Annotated in this window: 17 protein-coding genes, 1 tRNA gene and 1 pseudogene; 3 read left to right on the top strand and 16 right to left on the bottom strand. The window is 45.4% G+C overall.

Annotation, left to right across the window (positions count from 1 at the left end):
* Positions 1 to 818: pseudogene (locus OKC24_RS10130) on the top strand (hypothetical protein); the annotation flags it as partial.
* A 100-nt stretch (positions 819 to 918) separates the two neighbouring features.
* Complete coding sequence (locus OKC24_RS10125) at positions 919 to 2,049, top strand: hypothetical protein (protein ID WP_265465027.1); 1,131 nt, start codon at positions 919 to 921, stop codon at positions 2,047 to 2,049.
* 277 nt (positions 2,050 to 2,326) lie between these two features.
* On the opposite strand, the gene htpG is transcribed toward OKC24_RS10125, so the two are convergent.
* From htpG to OKC24_RS10100, 5 genes are all read right to left on the bottom strand, one after another.
* The gene (gene htpG / locus OKC24_RS10120; RefSeq protein ID WP_130143841.1) at positions 2,327 to 4,249 is read right to left on the bottom strand and encodes a molecular chaperone HtpG; all 1,923 of its coding nucleotides are present in this window, start codon (positions 4,247 to 4,249) and stop codon (positions 2,327 to 2,329) included.
* A gap of 95 nt (positions 4,250 to 4,344) precedes the next feature.
* On the bottom strand, positions 4,345 to 4,689 hold the full coding sequence (locus OKC24_RS10115; protein WP_130143842.1) for a lysozyme inhibitor LprI family protein: 345 nt from the start codon (positions 4,687 to 4,689) through the stop codon (positions 4,345 to 4,347).
* A 187-nt stretch (positions 4,690 to 4,876) separates the two neighbouring features.
* The gene (locus tag OKC24_RS10110) at positions 4,877 to 5,473 is read right to left on the bottom strand and encodes an OmpW/AlkL family protein (protein WP_130143843.1); all 597 of its coding nucleotides are present in this window, start codon (positions 5,471 to 5,473) and stop codon (positions 4,877 to 4,879) included.
* Between the two features lie 319 nt (positions 5,474 to 5,792).
* Complete coding sequence (locus OKC24_RS10105; protein WP_130143844.1) at positions 5,793 to 7,205, bottom strand: Na+/H+ antiporter family protein; 1,413 nt, start codon at positions 7,203 to 7,205, stop codon at positions 5,793 to 5,795.
* 114 nt (positions 7,206 to 7,319) lie between these two features.
* Entirely contained in the window at positions 7,320 to 8,201 is an 882-nt protein-coding gene (locus OKC24_RS10100; protein WP_265465026.1) for an alpha/beta fold hydrolase, read from the bottom strand.
* A 133-nt stretch (positions 8,202 to 8,334) separates the two neighbouring features.
* Between OKC24_RS10100 and OKC24_RS10095 the strand changes: the two genes are divergently transcribed.
* Entirely contained in the window at positions 8,335 to 8,796 is a 462-nt protein-coding gene (locus tag OKC24_RS10095) for a DUF4442 domain-containing protein (RefSeq protein ID WP_409360576.1), read from the top strand.
* A gap of 42 nt (positions 8,797 to 8,838) precedes the next feature.
* Here OKC24_RS10095 and OKC24_RS10090 read toward each other — a convergent pair whose 3' ends face one another.
* From OKC24_RS10090 to OKC24_RS10040, 11 genes are all read right to left on the bottom strand, one after another.
* Positions 8,839 to 9,204 carry a DNA transfer protein p32 gene (locus OKC24_RS10090; protein ID WP_131277318.1) on the bottom strand — a complete coding sequence of 122 codons (366 nt, stop codon included), beginning with the start codon at positions 9,202 to 9,204 and terminating at the stop codon, positions 8,839 to 8,841.
* Positions 9,205 to 9,363: 159 nt separating this feature from the next.
* Entirely contained in the window at positions 9,364 to 9,903 is a 540-nt protein-coding gene (locus tag OKC24_RS10085; protein WP_131277320.1) for a hypothetical protein, read from the bottom strand.
* Positions 9,904 to 10,071: 168 nt separating this feature from the next.
* The gene (rpoC, locus tag OKC24_RS10080; protein ID WP_005006987.1) at positions 10,072 to 14,274 is read right to left on the bottom strand and encodes a DNA-directed RNA polymerase subunit beta'; all 4,203 of its coding nucleotides are present in this window, start codon (positions 14,272 to 14,274) and stop codon (positions 10,072 to 10,074) included.
* 174 nt (positions 14,275 to 14,448) lie between these two features.
* Positions 14,449 to 18,537, bottom strand: coding sequence for a DNA-directed RNA polymerase subunit beta (rpoB, locus tag OKC24_RS10075; RefSeq protein ID WP_130143847.1), 4,089 nt, complete (start codon positions 18,535 to 18,537; stop codon positions 14,449 to 14,451).
* 305 nt (positions 18,538 to 18,842) lie between these two features.
* Positions 18,843 to 19,208 carry a 50S ribosomal protein L7/L12 gene (gene rplL, locus OKC24_RS10070; protein WP_130143848.1) on the bottom strand — a complete coding sequence of 122 codons (366 nt, stop codon included), beginning with the start codon at positions 19,206 to 19,208 and terminating at the stop codon, positions 18,843 to 18,845.
* Positions 19,209 to 19,256: 48 nt separating this feature from the next.
* Entirely contained in the window at positions 19,257 to 19,763 is a 507-nt protein-coding gene (rplJ, locus tag OKC24_RS10065; RefSeq protein WP_004692769.1) for a 50S ribosomal protein L10, read from the bottom strand.
* 298 nt (positions 19,764 to 20,061) lie between these two features.
* Positions 20,062 to 20,757, bottom strand: a complete 696-nt coding sequence (rplA, locus tag OKC24_RS10060; protein ID WP_130143849.1) for a 50S ribosomal protein L1 — start codon at positions 20,755 to 20,757, stop codon at positions 20,062 to 20,064.
* 3 nt (positions 20,758 to 20,760) lie between these two features.
* Positions 20,761 to 21,189, bottom strand: coding sequence for a 50S ribosomal protein L11 (rplK, locus tag OKC24_RS10055; protein ID WP_004868049.1), 429 nt, complete (start codon positions 21,187 to 21,189; stop codon positions 20,761 to 20,763).
* Positions 21,190 to 21,305: 116 nt separating this feature from the next.
* Positions 21,306 to 21,839, bottom strand: coding sequence for a transcription termination/antitermination protein NusG (gene nusG, locus OKC24_RS10050; protein ID WP_005006980.1), 534 nt, complete (start codon positions 21,837 to 21,839; stop codon positions 21,306 to 21,308).
* Positions 21,840 to 21,846: 7 nt separating this feature from the next.
* Positions 21,847 to 22,287, bottom strand: a complete 441-nt coding sequence (gene secE / locus OKC24_RS10045; RefSeq protein ID WP_130143850.1) for a preprotein translocase subunit SecE — start codon at positions 22,285 to 22,287, stop codon at positions 21,847 to 21,849.
* 75 nt (positions 22,288 to 22,362) lie between these two features.
* Positions 22,363 to 22,438 (bottom strand) — tRNA-Trp (locus OKC24_RS10040).
* Between the last annotated feature and the right edge of the window lie 93 nt (positions 22,439 to 22,531).

Below are 22,531 nucleotides of genomic sequence, written 5' to 3'. Positions count from 1 at the left end.
CCGAAGCCGAAGCCGAAGCCGAAGCCGAAGCCGAAGCCGAAGCCGAAGCCGAAGCCGAAGCCGAAGATTCAACGCCTATAATGGACGTGTCAAGGCAGATTCCTGAATCCATTCTATTCAATAAAATGCAGGGCCAGATGCATAAGCTGGTATTGCCTGCAGCTCAAAAGCCGCCGCTGTATGCCGTGCTGCTGCCTGATGCGCCTGAAATTGCACAGCAGTATGACATTGCGCTGTATGGCGCCGAATTCGATACATGGCACACCCGCCCAGTCTATATTGCAGCGCAAATTAATACGCAAGGGCAATTCATCAAGCATTTGATCCTTTTGGGCGCATGCAATCCAGTGCAGGCGGTAGAACTCAGCCAGCTGTTCGCTGAACAGTCCGGCCATCGGCTAGCCTCCTCTCACGAAATCAGCCTGACTGCGCTGGAAACTTCACTGCAGCGTGCAGAAACGCTGTTTAAATGCTGTTATAAACAGGCAAAAACCGTCTGGGAAATGGATCATGGCCATCCATTTATCCCATCTCAAGCCATTCACACACAAAAGTTCATTCAATTTTCAGAACAAGAGGCAGATTTCAACACCCCTATTTTACTGCTAGAAGAACGGCAAAAAATCCGCGTGATTCATGGTGAAAAACGCTTAGCGCTGTCGAAAACAGAAACCGCCTATCCCTATTTAATTTTGCACCGCAGACATGGCCTAAATTGGCAAATGATCCAATCCATTATTTCAACTCTGCCTCAGCCCATCCATGCTGTAGAACTGTATGAGGCCATTCAGCAGCATCTGCCAGGCGAGCTGGCCTAACTGATTTTAAATGGTATTATTATTGCAGCTAATTCTTGCTTTTCTATGAGATATCCAACAAAACTATAGTTAAGTAAAAGATATATAAGAGCTTTAGAATATGCCCAAAAATAATATCTGCTTTGCAAAAAAAATTTTTCTTTCTGCGGCTCTAGGGATCACATGCTGTACAGTTTTGGCCAATGAAACACCAGCTGCAGCGCCAGCAGCTAATGCCGAAAATATAGATACGGTTAATAACAGTGAACAAAGCTTGCTCTATCTAATTCCACGGATGATCGATGCTGTGCCAACTTTTCTGCCAGAACAGTCTGATTCCAGCTATGTGCCCACGACAGCTGAAACAGAAGACAGCACATGGAGCGACCGCCAGCAGAAAAGCATCCGCAACTGGGCAGACAGAACCGCCAATAAAATTGACAATTGGTTTGGAGACCCAGATCCCCGTCATCCAGCGTCTGCGACACTGCGGGTTCTGCTAGACAGCAGCTGGAATAAGCATGATGGCTACGAATTCAAGCCCCGCATTCGAGGCAAGATCAAACTGCCGACCTTAGAGCGCAAAGTTAGCTTAGTGTTTGGTGATGACTCTCTAGACAATGAGTTGGCTAACAACAATGCCATTACCAATGAAAATACCCCAAGCGCATCAGATAAAAATTTTGATAAAGAGCGCATACGTGAAGACAACAGCTCTCTGGCGCTGCGCTGGTCAAATTTCTCCAAACATCTTCCTTTTGAAACTGATTTTGACCTCGGTGTCCGCTCCAGAGATGATATCTATATCCGTGTCAAAGCAAAAAAAGACTGGGAACTTGAAAATGATTTCAAATTCCATGCTGAACAAATTTACCGCTACGGCGTAGACAGTGAAAATTATTTGCGCACCAATTTAGAGCTGGTTCAAAACAGCCCCAATAAAGCCCTATTAGCAGACCAGTTTAACCTTACCTATGCGGATACGCAGGAAGATGATCTCACCTGGGATAATTTCATCTTCCGCCAGCATAAGTTTTTCCATGAGCATACGTTCAGCTACGGCGTATATACAGGCGGTTTCCTCAATAATAAAGATTTGCGCTTAAACAGCTGGGGGCCTTATGTATCATGGCGTCAGCCATTTTTAAGAGAATGGTTTTATATTCAGGGCGATTTAAATTACCTGAATGATCACCGCAATGACCGCAGCCATTTTATAGGCGCGCTGGTGCGTATGGAAGCCTTATTCTGAATTCAGCCTGGGTACAAAAGCCACTTGACGGAATCATGCTGCAGTCAAGGCGTTTAGACATATCCGCCGGCACTTTTACCGGTCTCGATGCAGGCTCAGCAGCTCAAATCAAATCAGGGATGTGATTTGCAACGGTGCTGCGCCATATACGGCGCTTGCTTCTGAGCGCCATGGATGACATTCAGGCTGCTTCAATACAGCCGTCATATTCAAAAAAAATACCAGTCAGCTTTTGCACTGACTGGTATTGTTCTGACGCTGTTTTAGCGCATGCTGTTTATGATTTTAACAGCAGGCTGTTAATGCGTTTTAAATACGACGCCGGATCTTCAGGCAAACCGCCTTCCGCAATCAGCGCCTGATCAAAAATCACATTCGCCAAATCATCAAAATGCGCAGCGCCATCCAGTTTTTTCACCAAAGGATGCTCTGGATTAATTTCTAAAATGGGCTTGCTTTCCGGCACTGGCTGGCCCGCCTGCTTCAGCATGCGGATCAATTGCGGTGAAAGTTCACCATCCCCTGTGACCAAACAGGCTGGCGAATCAACTAAGCGCGTTGTGACACGCACCTCTTTAGTTTTGCCTTTTAAAGAATCTGCCAGTTTGTCCACCACGGGCTTAAATTGTTCAGCGGCAGCTTCCAAGGCTTTCTTCTCTTCCGCATCCTGCAAATCACCTAAATCTACAGCGCCTTTCGCCACGTTCTGCATCGGCAAGCCATCAAATTCAGTCACGAATTCCATCGCCCATTCATCCACACGCTCAGACATCAGCAGCACTTCAATGCCCTTTTTCTTGAACAGTTCCAGCTGCGGTGAATTTTTGGCGGCGCTCAGACTGTCTGCCGTTACATAATAAATAGCCTTTTGACCTTCTTTCATACGGGCTTTGTAATCTGCCAAAGACGTCGATACCTCATCACTCACTGAGCTGGCAAAGCGCAATAATTTCAAAATGCGTTCACGGTTGCCGAAGTCTTCTCCCAGCCCTTCTTTTAATACAGCACCAAATTCAGCATAGAAGGTTTTGTATTTATCCTGTTCCTGCACAGCTTCAGACTTGGCTAAGCCATCCAGCAAGTTCAAGACACGGCGCGCATTACCTTCTCGAATAGTTTTCACATCACGACTTTCCTGCAGCAATTCACGGCTGACATTCAGCGGCAAATCAGCGCTGTCTACAACACCCTGTACAAAACGCAGATAATTTGGAATCAGATTATCTGCATCATCCATAATAAACACGCGCTTCACATACAGCTTGATGCCCGCTTTAGCTTCACGGGTAAAAATATTGCCCGGCGCTTTGCCTGGGATGTACAGCAGCTGCGTATATTCAGTGCCGCCTTCGACACGGTTATGCGCCCAAGCCAAAGGCGCATCAAAATCATGCGTCAAATTTTTATAAAATTCGATGTACTGCTCATCGGTAATTTCACTTTTGCTACGGGTCCATAAGGCGCTGGCAGAATTAATGGCTTCCCACTCATCCGTTTTCACGTATTGGCCAGCTTTTGGCTCTTCTCCTTCTGCCGCGTCTTCTTCCTGCCAGATTTCCTTCTGCATTTCAATCGGCAAGCTGATGTGGTCTGAGTATTTATTGATAATCTGCTTGACTTTATATGCGTCCAAATAATCCAAAGCATCATCACGCAGATGCAGAATGATATCGGTTCCACGTGAAGCCTTGCTGATTTGCTCCACCTCAAACTCGCCTGTACCACCACTGATCCAGCGCACGCCTTCAGAGGCCTCTAAGCCGGCGCGGCGCGATTCCACAGTAATTTTATCTGCAACAATAAAGCCTGAATAAAAGCCGACGCCAAACTGGCCAATCAGCTGTGCATCCGATTTTTGGTCGCCTGTCAGTTTGGACATAAAGTCCTTGGTGCCGGATTTTGCAATAGTGCCTAAGTTGTCAATGGCTTCCTGCCGGCTCAGGCCAATGCCATTGTCAGAAATCGTCAGTGTTTTATGCTCTTGATCTAAAATGACGCGGACATGCAGGTTTGGATCATTTTCATAGTATTCGGCATGCTTGATGCCTTCAAAACGCAATTTATCACAGGCATCAGACGCATTTGAAATCAGTTCGCGCAGGAAAATTTCAGGATTGGAATACAGCGAATGGGTCACCAAATGCAGCAACTGTGCGACTTCTGCCTGAAAGCTGTGTTTTTTTACGTTTTGCTCGCTCATCAGTTTATCCTCAAATATGAACAGTTTTTTTATATACAGCTATATGAATGGAGCAACTTCATAAATTTTCAATCCCGCAAGCATGAAAAAAGGGCTTAAAACGGCCCTTGCTGATAGATGCGGTTCATATACAGATCCAGTTTTTGCTGACGCATTTTATAGACCTCCGTCAGACAGCTGATATTGTCACGGCATTGATCCCGCATCTGCAGCCATTTCACCTGCTGATCCTGAATCGCCCCTCTCGTGCCCATCGGCACCAGACGCTTAAGAATATTGTAAGTCGTAGCCATTTTTACATCTGCATCATTTAAAATGACATGATTGCAGACCGTATGTTCCGTGACTGTTTTTGCCTGATTGCAGTCAAAGCTGGCTGCAGAAGTAAAATAACTTGCGCCGCTGAAAAGAACCAAAGCTAAATATTGCTGAATTTTCATGCCTGCCGCCCTTCTCATTAAAATTCCCTTTAGGGCTTTTTTTATAAATTTCAGTTATTAAACTGTACGTTGAATCACCTTAGGCCGCAATACAGCCTATTTCCATAATCGTTATAATTTTGTGCAGCGCATGAATAAAAACCCCATCATATAGATGGGGTTCAAGCGCTGATTTTATTTATTATTATTAGAATCTGTAGCTGTAGCCAATGGTGTAAACAAGTGGATCAATATCTAGATCAAAAGATTGAAGTGTTTCAATTTTCACTTCCGGGCTCAGCTGTGCATAACGGACATCTGCAAAAACGCCCCAATTCTTCGCATCTGCAGGCTGGAAATTAAAACCAATCTGACCAGCAACACCGTAAGCCTCTTTTACATCAACATCAAGACCGCCTAAACCGCGCGTTTCTTCATCCCATGGAATAAATGCAGTTGCACCTACACCCACATAAGGCGTAAAACGGCTTGCATTTTTAAAGTGATACTTTGCCGTAATTGTTGGCGGCAAGTGCTTAAGCTTAACGGCATCTACACCATTTAATGTTACATCATGGCTGATAGGCGCCGCTAAAAGCAGTTCTGCAGAAATATTATCATTAAAGAAATATTCTACAGATGGTGTGAATGCTAATTCACTATCCGCTTTCACAACACCTAAGCCAGAGACAGAAGTATCACTTGTTGGAGCAACTGCTGAACCGCCAACTTTCACCTGCCATTGACCTGCCATTGCAGAAGCAGAAAGACCCAATAATGAAATAAGAGCAACTTGCTTTAACATATTCAAACAACCTCTGGGAAAATTAATATCTAATTTCAAACATTAATTAATCATATCCGTTATTATAAAAATTATGCAATAGTATTAATTAATATTAATTATTATTATTTAATAAGCATTTGTTTAATATAATTATTTATTTTAAACCAAGCTTAAAGGTGGGTTTTATTAACTTATAAAAATATTATATTATCCGCATTATATACCAACCAAAATCATCGGAATTAAATAATAAATATTATTTTATCCAGACAGTTTCAATCAGAATTTGGCATAAAAAAGGCGATTTAAAAATCGCCTTTTTTATTCATTTAACGGATTAAAGCACCATCGCCGCAATCCAGCCAAAGATCATTAATGGAATATTGAAATGGATGAATGTAGGAATCACCGTATCCCAGATATGATCATGCTGGCCATCCACCCCAAGGCCTGCGGTTGGGCCCAAAGTTGAATCCGACGCAGGTGAACCTGCATCACCCAATGCAGCCGCTGTGCCAATCAGCGCGACCGTCGCCAGCGGGCTGAAACCGAATTGCACGCAAAGCGGGACATAAATCACCGCCAGCACAGGCACACTGGAAAATGATGAACCAATCCCAATGGTGACAAACAAGCCAATAAACAGCATGAGGAAGGCAGCAAGCGCATGATTATCACCAATGATATGCACCACGCCATTGACCAGCTGATTAATGTCTCCGGTCTGTGTCATCACGGATGCAAAACCTGCTGCGGAAATCATGATGAAGCCCACTAAAGCCATCATGCGCATGCCTTGCACAAAGACATCATCTGCATCTTGCCATTTAAAAATGCCTGCGCCGGACAAGACGGCAAAACCGACTAAACCGCCTAAAATCATTGAGCCTGAATACAGCTGAGCAGCCAAGGTCAATACAATGGCCAGGAATGCCATCAGCATGGTTTTTTTAGCGATCACCGGCGCTTTTTCAGCTTCATGCTTTAATTCTTCTGCATCATCCAGCAGCTGCACTTCGCCTGCGCGAATCGGTTTATCTAAATCAATTGTAGTGACCCGGGCTACAGCGCGATCCACATATATGCGGGGCTTGCGGTAACTGACAAACACTGCAAAAAGCGTCCCAAGTGCCATGCCCAATACAGGAATGGCCATCCCCGCAGGCATCATCCAGCGCTCCACATGCAAACCGTAAGCTGCGCCAATTTTATTGATGTTGCCCATCAAAATCTGTTCCAGGAAAATAGCGCCAAAGCCGACCGGCAGCAAAATATACGTCCCCACCAAGCCCAGCGTTAAAACGCAGGCAGCGGCGCGGCGGTCTAAATTCAAATGGTTCATGACCTTCAATAAAGGCGGAACCAATACAGGGATAAAGGCAATATGCACAGGAATCAGGTTCTGAGAGCAGATTGCAGCCACCAGCAAAATACTTAACAGCAAATATTTCACCCTTTTGGCCCGGACATGGCTGACTTCTGCACCCAGCAGGCCAATCAGCTTATGCGCCAATAAATCAGGAAGCCCTGATTTTGACAGCGCTAGCGCAAATGCGCCAAGCACTGCATAAGCCAGCGCAACTTCTGCGCCATCGCCTAAGCCAGAGTTAAATGCATTGATGGTATCTGACAGGCTCAGTCCAGCGACCAGGCCGCCAATGATTGCTGAAATGACCAAAGTCAAGACAACAGAAACTCGTGCGATGGAGAGTATAAACATCACCGCAATCGCGATTACTACGGCATTCATGAATAGATTAAGGGAAGATGAAAAAACGCCATTTTAGCAGATTAAAAAACCATAAACTGCAATTTGAGCCGCATTCACCCTCACTTTACAGATGGGCCGGTTTTCTGCCCCAGATTAAATTTCCTGGCTGGGCTGCTTCTGAGCAAACTCAGCAATGCAGCCGGCTATTTTCTCAGGCACGCTCAGCACCGCCCAATGATTGGCGTCCAATTCGGCCCGGGTAAAATCTTCTGCCCATTTCGGCACTTCATCAATTAAGGCCGGACTGACAAAATTATCATACTTCAGAACCACGGCCTGCACTGGGCAAACTGCAAAACGCTCACGCGGTTTCAGCAAACGCGGTATAAAGTTGGCGCGGTACAGCCCCACGCCATACTTTCCGTCTTTCACAATATTGGCGTTCTGCGGCAGGCCCATCTGCCTTTCCAGCTTAGCCACCACAGCATTCCAGCGCTCTGGGCTGAAAAAGTTCCAGGCCGCTGGCGCCAAAAATGGCAATTGAAAAGCCGCGATATACCAAGACTTGCTCAATTGTTTAAAAAATTTTGTTTTTTCATGCTGAAATTGCTGACGCATCCAATAGGCGGCATGATCCAGGCAAGGTCCAGATATTGTGGTATAGGATAAAATCCGCCCGCGGAACTTCGGTTCAGTCACAGACTCCCACGACTGAATAGATCCCCAGTCATGCGCAGCCAAGTGAAAAGGCCGGCCGCCCAATACAGCCTGCGTGACGCTGTCTAAATCCTGCGACAGCTGTTCCAGCCGAAAATCCTTTACGCGCTTGGGAATAGTTGACTGGCCAGCGCCGCGCACATCATAGGTCACAATATAAAAATCTTTCATCAGCAGCTGAATCACCGGCTCCCAAACTTCTTGGTTATCCGGATAGCCGTGCACCAAAACCAAAGCCGGGCTGCGCTCATCGCCCCAGGCTTTCACGTAAAGTCGCTGCTGATCCGAGGTATTCACCCACTGTGTACGTGCTTCCATGTCGCGGTCCTTTTATTGGCGTTTTGCGCTGATGCGCTGGCTGTCAGATCAATGCCAGAGCTTTTATTCTGTTCTAGTATGGTGGTCTGATCATAAAAAGAAATTGACCGATATGAGCTTAAAGCAAAAAATAATGACAATTCCAATTGTCTCGAAATTTTTACTCAACCACTACGCGCCGTATAAAGGCGCCGGCATTGAAATTACCAAGATAGACCTGCCCAATTATCATATTCGAGTAAAAATGCCGCTGACGCATAAGAACCGCAATATCATTGGCGTGCATTTTGGCGGCAGCCTATATTCCATGGTGGATCCTCTATATATGCTGCTTCTGATGCATCATTTAGGCTCAAAATATATTGTCTGGGATAAAGGCGCCAATATTCAATTTCTGTCGCCTGGACGCGGCACCGTCTATGCAGACGTCCGTCTGGACTTTCAGGAAATTGAACATATCAAAGTTTTAGCGGAAAACTACACGCCTGTGATCCGCAACTATTCTTTAAATATTTTTGATGAGGCAGGCCTGCGCATTGCCGAAGTTCAAAAAACACTGTATATCCGGCGGAAATCGTCTAAAGCCCGCAAATAAAAAAGCGCCTGATCATTCAAGCGCTTTTCTCAATATTCAAGCCTAGCGTTTCTGCTCGATTGCAGCGCCTGCGCCGCCGCCGATTGCGCCGCCGATTGCTGCGCCTGCATTGCCGCCAAATACACTTTTGCCGACTGCAGAACCAATTGCGCCTCCCACACCGCTATATGTCGCGTTGCGGTTAGAGCCATTTTGGGTCTTGCTGCCGATTGCAGCGCCTGCGCCGCCGCCAACAGCAGCGCCTGCTGTACCGCCAATATGGCTGCCTGCGCCGCCGCCGATTGCACCGCCTAATGCCGCTGCGCCGATCCGCTGTTCATTGGCGGACATGTTTTCACAGCCAGCCAACAGCATTGCAGACATCGCAGACATCGCAGTTATTGCAACTGCACCTAATACTTTTTTCATAACCATTCCCCATTTTGCTTTAGTTACATTATATTTTCATATCATGGAACTAAATCTGAATAATTGTTAATTCTAAGAAAAAATTTGCAGTAATTTGTAAGATAGCTCTGAATAAATCAGCGCTATTCATGACTCAAAACTGCATAAAATACAGTGATCTTATTCATCTTCACTGAGTACAGTCACGTCTCTGGTCACCGCACCATTGTTAGTGATGACAGCATGTGAAACCTTCGCCTTACTTTCTGGAAGTTTGGCCTGCTCCACTTGTAAAGTACGCTTCACTGGCTCCTGACCCTTCTTAAATTCTACGCCTTCCGCATCAATGCTTTTCGTTTGAAGCAGAACTTGGCCATCCTGCTTAACCGTTTTATTGACTTCAACTTTCGAGGTTGGAACAATCACGCCGCCTTTTTTGATCACAGGCGCGGACAATTTTTTGTCTGAAAACTGAGCTTGATTATCTTGCAGCTGAATTTCTCTAGCCACAATATCTTTGCCGTTATTGGTTACTTCAAAAACAGTTGCTTGAACCTCACGTACAGGCTCTTGCCCTGCTGCCTTGCGGATTACTTCAGTTTTCAAGACAGGGACAACAGCCTTATCTTCCACCACAATACTGGCTGGCAGCGGTGCTGCAAACACACTTGCAGACGTAGATAAAACCGTAAATGCTAAAACTTTTTGAATTGCTTTCATAAATTTTTCCTATTCTTTTATTAAAAAAATAAAGTAAATAAATTCGTTCTCATTTCAATATAGGCAAATTTTGAATAATAATAAAGCGGTATTTTTCATTTATCTGGAACATTGCCGGCATAAAAAAAGGCGCCCGAAGGCGCCTTTCATATCACATCAACTCAGGGCTTAAAGACCGTTGTTGAACTCTTGGCTAAATGCTTGGCTAAGCGCCTGATCAACATCAGAGAAGTCATTATGAAGCTCTTGTTCAGCAGCTTCTGCTTCTTGACGGCGGCGTTCCAAGTGGTAAGCCAAACCTGTACCCGCTGGAATCAGACGGCCTACAACCACATTTTCTTTCAGACCGCGCAAGTCATCTTCTTTACCTGTTACAGCCGCTTCAGTCAACACGCGAGTTGTTTCCTGGAACGATGCAGCAGAGATGAACGAATCAGTAGAAAGCGATGCTTTGGTGATACCCATCAACTGACGTTCAAACTTCGCAGGGAACTTGTTCTGAGCCAATACGGCCTGGTTTTCACCGACAACGCGGATGTAATCCACTTGTTCGCCTTTAATGAAGCTTGTATCGCCGCCATCCGTGATGTCGACTTTACGCAGCATTTGACGCACGATCACTTCAATATGCTTATCGTTGATTTTTACACCTTGCAGGCGGTATACGTCTTGAACTTCGTTAACGATGTAGTTGGTCAACGCCACTTCACCCTTCAGACGCAAGATGTCATGCGGGTTCTGCGGACCGTCAGAAATCGTTTCGCCGCGGTTCACATGCTCGCCTTCGAACACGTTGATAGTACGCCATTTCGGAATCAGTTCTTCGTAGATCTCAGAACCGTCATCTGGGGTAATCACTAAACGGTTTTTGCCTTTAGTTTCTTTACCGAAGCTGACCACACCTGAAATTTCAGCAAGAATTGCATGCTCTTTCGGCTTACGCGCTTCGAACAAGTCAGCTACACGCGGCAAACCACCGGTAATGTCACGGGTACGTGAAGTTTCTTGCGGTACACGGCCGATAACATCACCGACACCGATTGTTTCGCCATTACGGACAGAAAGAATCGTGTTTTGCGGCAGGAAGTAGAACTGTTCACCGCCATCTACTGTATCTAATACGACGGCTGGACGCAGATCTTTGCCTGACGCAGGACGTGAAGTCACTGGCAAGATTTCAATCGTGGTCATGCCTGTTGCATCATCAGTTTTCGATGTCACAGTTACGCCGTCAGCGATTTGGCTGAAACGCACTTTACCGGCAACTTCTGTTACTAATGGATGCGTATGCGGATCCCAAGTCGCCACGATACCGCCTGCAGCCACTTCTTCGCCATCTTTCAGAATGATCGACGCACCGTATGGAATTTTGTAGCGTTCGCGTTCACGGCCCAAGTCATCTGCAATACCGATCTCGCCTGAACGAGAAGTCGATACCAAGTGGCCTTTCGCGTGCTGTACAGTTTTCACATTATGGAAACGTACAGTACCTTTGTTGCGCACTTGAATACTGTTGGCAGCAGATGTTCGGCTTGCAGCACCGCCCACGTGGAACGTACGCATAGTTAACTGTGTACCCGGCTCACCAATTGACTGCGCAGCCATTACACCTACAGATTCACCAGGGTTCACCTGATGACCGCGGGCCAAGTCACGGCCGTAACATTTCGCACAGACACCGAATGTTGACGCACAGTTAACCACTGAACGTACTTTAATTTCGTCAATACCAGCATTTTCAATAAATGTAGCTAGTTTTTCATCAATCAAAGTATTACGCGCAAGAAGAACTTCTTCCGAACCCACTTTCTTCACATCTTCAGCAACAACACGGCCAAGAACTCGTGCACCCAAGTTCTCGATGACATCGCCACCTTGAATGAATGGAGTCATCACTAGACCGTCGAATGTACCGCAATCTGGCTCAGTAATAACCAAATCCTGCGCTACGTCTACAAGACGGCGCGTTAAGTAACCCGAGTTTGCTGTTTTCAATGCTGTATCGGCCAAACCTTTACGCGCACCGTGTGTTGAAATGAAGTACTGAAGTACGGTCAAACCTTCACGGAAGTTGGCTTTAATTGGGGTTTCAATGATCGAGCCATCCGGTTTCGCCATCAAACCACGCATACCCGCCAACTGACGAATCTGCGCTGCCGAACCACGGGCACCCGAGTCAGACATCATATAGATTGAGTTGAATGATTTTTGCTTCTCATCTTCACCCTGCTTGTTTTTAACAGTGGTAAATGACAAGTTGTCCATCATCGCTTTCGCAACTTGGTCGTTGGTACGCGCCCAAATATCGACCACTTTGTTGTAACGTTCGCCCGCAGTTACGAAGCCTTGTTCAAACTGCTGTTCAATTTCACGAACTTCAGTTTCAGCTTTGTCAATAATGGCTTGTTTTTGCGGTGGAATCAGCATGTCTTCCATACCGACAGACACACCTGAACGTGTCGCTTGACGGAAGCCCAAATACATCAATTGGTCAGCAAAGATCACTGTATCTTTCAGACCTAATTTACGGTAGCAAGAGTTAATGATTTTAGAGATGTTCTTTTTGGTCATCTCAACATTAATTTGCTGGAAGTCCATGCCTTCAGGCACAACTTCCCAAAGCAAGCAGCGGCCAGGTGTTGTATCTACAACAATGGTTTGATGCTCACGGTTACCATTTTCATCAATCACCGTTTGATGTACACGCGCTTTAACACGAGCGTGCAAATCAACTTGGCCTGTTGCAAGCGCGCGGTTTACTTCGTCAGTATCCGCAAACACCATGCCTTCACCTTTGGCATTGATTGCATCACGCGTGATGTAATACAAGCCCAAGACAACGTCCTGTGACGGTACGATGATTGGCTCACCGTTCGCTGGAGACAAGATGTTGTTGGTTGACATCATTAACGCGCGAGCCTCTAATTGAGCTTCAAGTGTTAATGGCACGTGTACCGCCATTTGGTCACCGTCAAAGTCGGCGTTAAATGCCGCACAGACTAACGGGTGAAGACGGATTGCTTTACCTTCAATCAGGGTCGGTTCAAATGCTTGAAGACCCAAACGGTGAAGCGTCGGCGCACGGTTCAGCATGATTGGATGCTGACGGATTACGTGAGCAAGAACGTCCCAAACTTCTGGAGTTTCGCGTTCAACCATTTTCTTTGCAGCTTTAATGGTTGTCGCTTGGCCAGATGCCTGCAGTTTAGCGAAAATGAATGGCTTGAATAATTCAAGCGCCATTTTTTTCGGAAGACCGCATTGGTGCAAACGAAGTGATGGACCTACAGTAATTACCGAACGGCCTGAATAGTCAACACGCTTACCAAGTAAGTTTTGACGGAAACGACCTTGCTTACCTTTGATCATGTCTGCCAAAGATTTAAGAGGGCGTTTGTTCGAGCCAGTAATTGCACGACCGCGACGACCGTTATCCAGCAATGCATCTACAGATTCTTGCAGCATACGTTTTTCGTTACGTACGATGATATCTGGCGCTGCAAGGTCAAGAAGACGCTTCAAACGGTTGTTACGGTTAATTACGCGGCGGTAAAGGTCGTTCAAGTCAGAAGTCGCGAAGCGGCCGCCTTCAAGCGGCACAAGCGGACGAAGATCTGGTGGAAGTACTGGCAGTACATTCATCACCATCCATTCTGGCTTGTTGTTTGACTCTTTAAATGCTTCCATCAATTTCAGACGTTTAGACGCTTTTTTAAGCTTCGTTTCTGAAGTTGTGTTTGGAATCTCTTCACGCAGGCGAGAAATTTCAGCTTCAAGATCGATGTCTTTCAACAAATCCTGAACAGCTTCTGCACCCATTTTCGCTGTGAATTCATCACCGTGCTCTTCTAACGCATTGAAGTATTCTTCATCGTTAAGAAGCTGGTATTTCTCAAATGGAGTCATACCTGGGTCAGTTACAACGTAAGATTCGAAATACAATACACGTTCAATATCACGCAGGGTCATGTCTAAAAGAAGACCGATACGGCTTGGAAGTGATTTTAAGAACCAGATGTGTGCAACTGGAGAAGCAAGCTCGATGTGACCCATACGTTCACGGCGAACTTTCGCAGTTGTTACTTCAACGCCACATTTTTCACAAATGACGCCTTTGTATTTCATACGCTTGTATTTACCGCACAAGCATTCGTAATCTTTGACTGGACCAAAAATTTTGGCACAGAACAAACCGTCACGCTCTGGCTTGAACGTACGGTAGTTGATGGTTTCAGGCTTTTTAACTTCGCCGTGAGACCATGACTTAATCATTTCTGGTGACGCAAGACCAATACGGATGCGGTCAAACTCTACAGGAGCGTGGCCGTCTGAATCCGTCTTTTTGCGCATGATATCGAGCAAGTCTTTCAATTTTTTTCTCCGTGCGCTGTTAAGATTTTCACTTTACAGCTGGGTCACAAATATTGTTTTTAACTGAACAATCCTCCCTCAGTCCCTTCCTTTTCTAAGGAGGGAAGCTCCTACTCTTTTAAAGTGGGAACTCCCCCTTTCTCAAAGGGGGCTGGGGGGATTAAATGGAACTAATTAGTCACCATTTTTCAGTTCAATGTTGATACCTAAAGAACGGATCTCTTTGGTCAATACGTTGAACGATTCAGGCATGCCCGGATCCATATAATGGTTGCCATCTACAATGTTTTTATAGATGCGGGTACGGCCTTCAACGTCATCCGACTTAACTGTAAGCATTTCTTGGAGCGTATACGCTGCGCCATATGCTTCCAGTGCCCAGACTTCCATCTCACCGAAACGCTGACCACCGAACTGCGCTTTACCGCCCAATGGCTGCTGCGTAACAAGAGAGTAAGAACCGGTAGAACGCGCATGCATTTTGTCGTCTACCAAGTGGTTCAGTTTCAGCATGTACATGTAACCTACAGTTACAGGACGGTCGAAACGCTCACCAGTACGGCCATCATACAATACTGTTTGACCAGTACGTGAAATGCCGCCAAGTTCCAGCAATTCTTTAATTTGTGATTCTTCAGCACCGTCAAATACAGGCGTTGCCAAAGGAACACCGGCACGCAGGTTGCCTGATAGCGCCAAGATTTCATCATCAGTTAAGCTATCAAGATCTTCTTGCTCGCCGCCAACTTTGTTGTAAATCTTGTCTAAGAATTCACGAAGTTCAAGAACCGTACGCTGCTCTTTCATCATCTTGTCGATTTTGTCGCCAAGACCTTTAGCAGCCATACCCAAGTGAGTCTCAAGAATCTGACCCACGTTCATACGTGACGGTACACCTAGCGGGTTAAGCACCACGTCTACAGGAACACCGTTGGCATCATGCGGCATGTCTTCTACAGGCAAGATGTTAGATACAACACCTTTGTTACCGTGACGGCCCGCCATTTTATCACCCGGCTGGATGCGGCGTTTTACAGCTAAGTAAACTTTAACAACTTTCAATACGCCAGTTGTCAGTTCATCGCCAGTAGAAAGTTTGCGTTTTTTCTCAGCAAATTTCTCATCAATTTCAGTGCCCTTCTCTTTCAAGAACACTTGAATTTGAGTTAGGCGTTCAGCAATGCCTTCGTCTGTCGGTTGAATTTCAAGCAAGTCAGCAAGTTCTAAACCAGACAATACTTCTTCAGAAAGTTTGTCACCGCGTTTAGTTGTACCGCCGCCATTTGATTCTTGACCTTTCAGCAAGCGTACAATACGTTCACGCGCAGCTTCTTCGAAGATTTTGTATTCTTCTTTTAAGTCTTTACGGTATGCATCTAATTGCGCTTTTTCAATTGCTTGAGCACGTTCGTCTTTTTCAAGGCCGTCACGTGTAAACACTTGAACGTCAATAACCGTACCTTTCACAGATGAAGATACACGCAAAGATGAATCTTTTACGTCAGCCGCTTTTTCACCGAAGATTGCGCGAAGCAATTTTTCTTCAGGAGTCAGCTGAGTTTCACCTTTAGGCGTTACTTTACCAACCAAGATATCGCCGGCAGTGACTTCAGCACCAATGTAAACAATACCTGATTCATCAAGCTTAGACAGTGCAGCTTCACCCACGTTTGGAATATCCGCAGTGATTTCTTCAGCACCCAGTTTAGTATCACGCGCTACACATGATAATTCTTGGATGTGAATAGACGTCAAACGGTCTTCTTGAAGCACGCGCTCAGATAACAAGATCGAGTCTTCGTAGTTGTAACCGTTCCAAGTCATGAACGCTACGCGCATGTTTTGACCAAGTGCTAATTCACCGCCATCAGTCGATGGACCATCAGCCAATACGTCACCGCGGCCAACTTTATCACCCAGTTTCACCAGAACTTTCTGGTTGATACAGGTGTTTTGGTTCGAACGGGTATATTTGATCAGGTTGTAGATATCTACACCTGCTTCACCAGCAACCATTTCGTCTTCGTTCACACGGATCACGACACGTGATGCGTCAACAAATTCAATACGGCCGCCGCGGTTCGCAATTACACACACACCAGAGTCATGCGCTACGTTTGCTTCCATGCCTGTACCTACAAGCGGTTTGTCAGCAATTAACGTAGGCACAGCTTGACGCTGCATGTTCGAACCCATCAATGCACGGTTGGCGTCATCGTGTTCAAGGAACGGAATCAATGATGCTGCTACAGATACTACCTGTTGTGCAGATACGTCCATATGCGTCACTTTTTCAGGAGGCATACGTACGAATTCACCTTGATGACGTACAGAAACGAACTCTTCCTGCAGGTTGCCGTCTTTATCGACGCCAGAATCGGCCTGTGCAATAACAGTGCCTACTTCTTCAATTGCAGATAAGTATTCAACGTCATCAGTTACACGGCCATCAATAACTTTACGGTATGGAGTTTCCAAGAAACCGAAGTTGTTGCATTTAGCGTAAACTGAAAGTGAGTTGATCAAACCAATGTTTGGACCTTCAGGCGTCTCAATTGGACACACACGGCCATAGTGAGTTTGATGTACGTCACGCACTTCGAAGCCCGCGCGTTCACGTGTTAAACCGCCAGGCCCAAGCGCTGATACACGGCGTTTGTGTGTAATTTCAGACAGCGGGTTGTTTTGGTCCATGAACTGAGACAATTGGCTTGAACCAAAGAATTCTTTGATTGCAGCAGCAACTGGCTTCGCATTGATTAAATCTTGCGGAGACAAGTTGTCAGTTTCAGCTTGAGATAGACGTTCTTTAACAGCACGCTCTACACGAACTAGGCCTACACGGAATTGGTTTTCTGTCATTTCACCGACAGAACGCACACGGCGGTTACCCAAGTGATCGATATCATCGACTTCACCTTTACCGTTACGGATTTCAATCAGTGTTTGAAGAACATCAGTAATGTCTTCGTTTGAAAGAATGCCTTCAACTTCACGTGACTTCTGATCCGTACCCACTTCGTAAGGGCGGCCCAAACGGCGGTTGAACTTCATACGGCCTACAGGAGACAGGTCATAACGTTCAGAAGAGAAGAACAGGTTGTTGAATAAGTTTTCAGCTGCTTCTTTCGTCGGCGGCTCGCCTGGACGCATCACTTTGTAGATTTCTACAAGCGCTTCTTCACGGCTGGACGTTGTATCTGCACGCAAAGAGTCCGCGATGAATGAACCGCGGTCAATATCGTTGGTGAACAGGATGTTGAATTGCTTCACACCGCCTTCAGCCAATTTCACCATAATTTCATGGCTAAGCACGGTATTTGCCGCAATCACATCGCCGCCGCGTAAAGCCACGTCTTCAGCAATAATGCGTTCATATAAGTATTCATCTGGAACTGAAAGCTTCTCAAGCCCTGCTGCTTCCATCTGACGCACGTGACGCGCGTTGATACGCTTGCCTTGCTCTACAATGACCTTGCCGTCTTTATCAGCAATATCAAACTGGGCCATTTCACCGCGCAGGCGTTCAGGCACAAGATCAATCTGATAGCTGCCCATGTCTAGGTAGACAGGCACTTTTTCGTAGAACAAATCAAGAATTTGAGAGTTGTTATAACCTAAGGCACGAAGCACCACAGTCGCAAGCAATTTGCGGCGGCGGTCAATACGCACAAAGACCAGGTCTTTCGCATCAAATTCAAAGTCTAACCATGAACCGCGGTAAGGAATAATCCGCGCTGAATAAAGCACTTTACCGCTTGAATGGGTTTTGCCCTTATCATGGTCAAAGAACACGCCCGGCGAACGGTGCAATTGAGATACGATTACACGCTCAGTACCGTTAATAACGAAAGTACCGTTATCAGTCATGAGCGGCATTTCGCCCATGTAGACTTCTTGCTCGCGCACGTCTTTAATTGATTTGGTTTCGCGGTCTTTTAAGATCAGACGAATTTTTACACGCATTGGCGCTGCATAAGTTGAGCCGCGGAGAATACACTCACGCACATCAAACTCAGGCTTACCAAGACTATACTCAACAAATTCTAAAGCAGCATTGCCAGAATAACTTTCTATAGGAAAAACTGAACGAAATGCGGCTTGGAGACCGATATCTTCGCGATTTTTTGGAGTTTTGCCATCTTGCAAGAAAGTTCTGTACGAGTCGACTTGAATCGCGAGCAAGTACGGAACATCCATTACCTTGGGCAATTTACCAAAATTCTTACGGATCCGTTTCTTTTCGGTATATGAGTATGCCATCTGGAGTCCTCGGAAAGTAAACTAAACCCGCCTGCAGAACGGGTTTAGAAGGAATTACGCAGGCCGATATGGCCACCACTTTGACAAATGCTGCAATTTATAGTGGTATTAAAACGCTTAACAATATTTTTTAAACGGAAAAATATTGGTAAGCGTTTGACATTTATCTTTATTTCTAATTTGTATGATTTTTATATCATGCAAACAAAAATCGAGCCGATTATTGTAACGCAAAAAGGCTGATGACCCAAGAGCCATCAGCCATTTTCTGGAGCCGATTATAAAAAAATCGGCTCCTCTTAAGATTACTTAAGTGTAACTGTAGCACCAGCTTCTTCAAGTTTCTTCTTAAGTTCTTCGCCTTCTTCTTTAGAAACAGCTTCTTTGATCACTGAAGGAGCGCCTTCAACGATGTCTTTAGCTTCTTTAAGACCAAGGCCAGTCGCTTCACGAACTGCTTTAATTACCGCTACTTTGTTCGCGCCAAAAGAAGTCAACTCTACGTTGAATTCTGATTGCTCTTCAACAGCAGCAGCAGCAGGACCTGCAGCTACAGCTACAGCAGCAGCAGATACGTTGAATTTTTCTTCGAAAGCAGAAATAAGTTCAACAAGTTCAAGAACAGTTTTTTCAGCAACTGCGTTTAAGATTTCTTCGTTTGTTAAAGCCATGAGATTAACTCCAAATGGGTATTGAATGATGTGTGTTTAAGTTTGAGCTTATGCAGCTTCTGACTCGTTTTTCTCTTGAAGCGCTGTAAGCAAGCGGCCCAATTTCGAAATAGGAGCTTGAAGAACGCTTGCAAGCATAGTAAGCGCTTTCTCTTGGTTTGGAAGATTCGCGATAACGCTAACTTCTTCGCCTTGATAAAGTTTGCCTTCAAACGCAGCAGCTTTAAGTTCAAATGCTTTGTTAGTTTTCGCAAATTCTTCAAATAAGCGTGCCGCAGCACCCATATCATCTGCAGAAGTTGAGAAAGCTAAAATTGTTGGGCCAACAAGGTTGTCGTTCAAGATATTGAATGGAGTATCTTGAAGAGCGCGTTTAGCCAAAGTATTACGTACAACACGTGTAGCAACACCCAACTTACGAGCTTCAACACGAAGAGCAGTTAATTGCTCAACAGTTAAACCTTGGTAGTCAGCCACAACAGCAGCAAACGCAGTAGAAGCAACTTCAGTTACTTCAGCAACGATCTGTTTTTTGCCTTCGATAAGAAGAGCCATTGTAAAACCTCCTAACGGTGATTTATGTGCTTACGCGAAGCACACTCCCAATTCGCAAGTTCATCACTGAACTTGCACGCGGAGGATGAACAAATCACACCACCGCGTCTACTCAGGCTGGAAAATTAAGAAAGCAATCGAAATCACTCTCGCCTGAGGTCTTTGACGCTGATAAATAAATTTATCAATTCAAAGTTTGCCTAAGTTTGCAAAATACGACGGAGCGTTTCTTGCGTAAGTTTTAAAGCAGTGCTTTAAAACTTACTCAGGGCTTTAAAATTCTGTAATAAGCCGAAACTTATTTAGAAACGTTCGCTACTTCAACAACAAGACCAGGACCCATAGTTGAGCTCAAAGTGATCTTTTGGATGTAGATACCTTTAGAAGTCGCAGGTTTTGCTTTCTTAAGGTCAGCAATTAATGCTTCAACGTTTGAACGAACAGCTTCAGCAGTGAAACCTACTTGACCGATCGCAGCGTGGATAATACCTGCTTTGTCTACACGGTAACGCGCTTGACCAGCTTTTGCATTTTTAACTGCAGTTGCTACGTCAGGAGTTACAGTACCCACTTTCGGGTTTGGCATTAAGCCGCGTGGACCAAGAATCGTACCCAGCTTACCCACAACGCGCATTGCATCTGGAGCAGCAATTACCACGTCAAAGTCAAGATTACCCGCTTGAATGCTTTCAGCAAGATCATCAAAACCAACAACGTCCGCGCCTTCAGCTTTAGCAGCTTCAGCAGCAGCGCCTTGAGCAAACACAGCAACACGTACAGTTTTACCAGTACCTGCAGGAAGTGTAGTCGCGCCGCGAACAACTTGGTCAGATTTACGAGGATCAACACCCAGGTTTACCGCAACATCCAAAGATTCTTTGAATTTTACAGCAGGCAGGCTGCTAAGAACTTGTACTGCTTCTTCCAAAGTGTAAACTTTGTTTGCTTCAACAGCAGCAGCAATGGCCTTTTGACGTTTAGTTAATTTAGCCATGTCTTATAGCTCCACTTCCAAGCCCATAGAACGCGCAGAACCAGCAATGGTGCGTACACGTGCGTCTAAATCAGCACCAGTTAAATCTGGTTCTTTAGTAGTCGCAATTTCTTCTAACTGAGCGCGAGTCAACTTACCAACTTTAGTTTTGTTAGGTACAGCTGAACCCTTTTGAATACCGGCAGCTTTCTTAAGCAGAATCGCAGCAGGCGGAGTTTTCATGATGAATGTGAACGACTTGTCGTTATACACAGTGATCACAACTGGAATTGGAAGACCAGCTTCAACTTTTTGTGTAGCAGCATTGAATTCTTTACAGAATGCCATGATGTTTACACCGCGTTGACCTAGCGCAGGACCAATCGGTGGAGATGGATTTGCTTTACCAGCTGGAACTTGCAGCTTGATATAGCCGTCAATCTTCTTAGCCATTTCAATTACCTCTGGGTACTGACGCCGTTAGGCTCCCCATACATTTAAAGTAACGGTACCGTTACAACAACAATGCCCGACTCATAACAAATCGGGCGTTTACCAGCCAATTCAAATTAAACTGATTTTTCGACTTGGCGAAATTCCAATTCAACTTGCGTTGGACGGTTAAATACATTAATCGTCAGCGTTAAGCGCGATTTTTCGTAAAGGACTTCTTCCACCACACCTTTAAAGTCTGTGAATGGACCGTCAATTACGAGTAATTCTTCGCCTGGCTCAAACATCGTCTTAGGACGAGGCGCTTCACCAGTATTGCGTACACGAGCAAGAATCGCATCAGCTTCTTTTTGCGTAATTGGTGCAGGCTTTTCCGCTGTACCGCCGATGAAACCCAATACTTTTGGACATTCTTTAACAATGTGCCAAGTCTCATCATTCATTTCCATTTCGACCAACACATAGCCTGGAAAGAATTTACGCTCTGATTTGCGCTTTTTGCCATCCTTCATTTCCACTACTTCTTCAGTAGGGACAAGGACTTCACCAAAGCTATCGGCTACAGCGCTGCGCTGGATTCGATCATTAAGTGAGCGTAACACCTGTTTTTCATAGCCTGAATAGGCATGAATAATGTACCAACGTTTCATAGCTCTCTTACCCGATAAAAAACTTCATTAACCAGCCTAAAATATAGTCAAAGCACCATAAAACAATAGATGCAATAACAACTACCGCAAGAACTTGCCAAGATGTGGTCACAGTCTCTTGCTTTGTAGGCCAAGTCACACGTCGCAACTCAATCCGCGCATCTTTCAATAAACGGATAAAGCCTTTGCCTTGATGGGTGGCGTATAATAAACCTAAAGCCACGATGATACAAGCCAAAATTACCCCAACGCGCACCCAAACATCATTTGCAGGCGCCCAATACGCTGGCAGATGCTGATTCGCAAGCATTGCTCCGACCAATAAAATTAAGGCAGCCACCCATAGAACAATATCTACAAGGGAACCAGAATTTACAACTTCAGCTGAATTATTTCTTTGGGGAATTGGCGCGTCGCTCAATGCGTCACGCGATTTATCATTCGACATTTTTGTACTCGTCGTAGGATTCGCGACTTATTATATGACCAGTTTAGCCAGCATCAAGCTTCTTTTTGAAAAATTTGGCAGGCCAGGAGGGACTCGAACCCCCAACATTCGGTTTTGGAGACCGACGCTCTACCAATTGAACTACTGACCTGCAGAATAAATCGAGAGCCTAAGCCCTCGATTTATTTTTACAACTTGTATTATGCAGTAACTTTAGCCACTACACCAGCACCAACTGTACGGC

Source organism: Acinetobacter entericus, from assembly GCF_026168575.1.
GTDB classification, from domain to species: domain Bacteria; phylum Pseudomonadota; class Gammaproteobacteria; order Pseudomonadales; family Moraxellaceae; genus Acinetobacter; species Acinetobacter bouvetii.
This window is presented reverse-complemented; position numbering and strand designations above follow the sequence as displayed.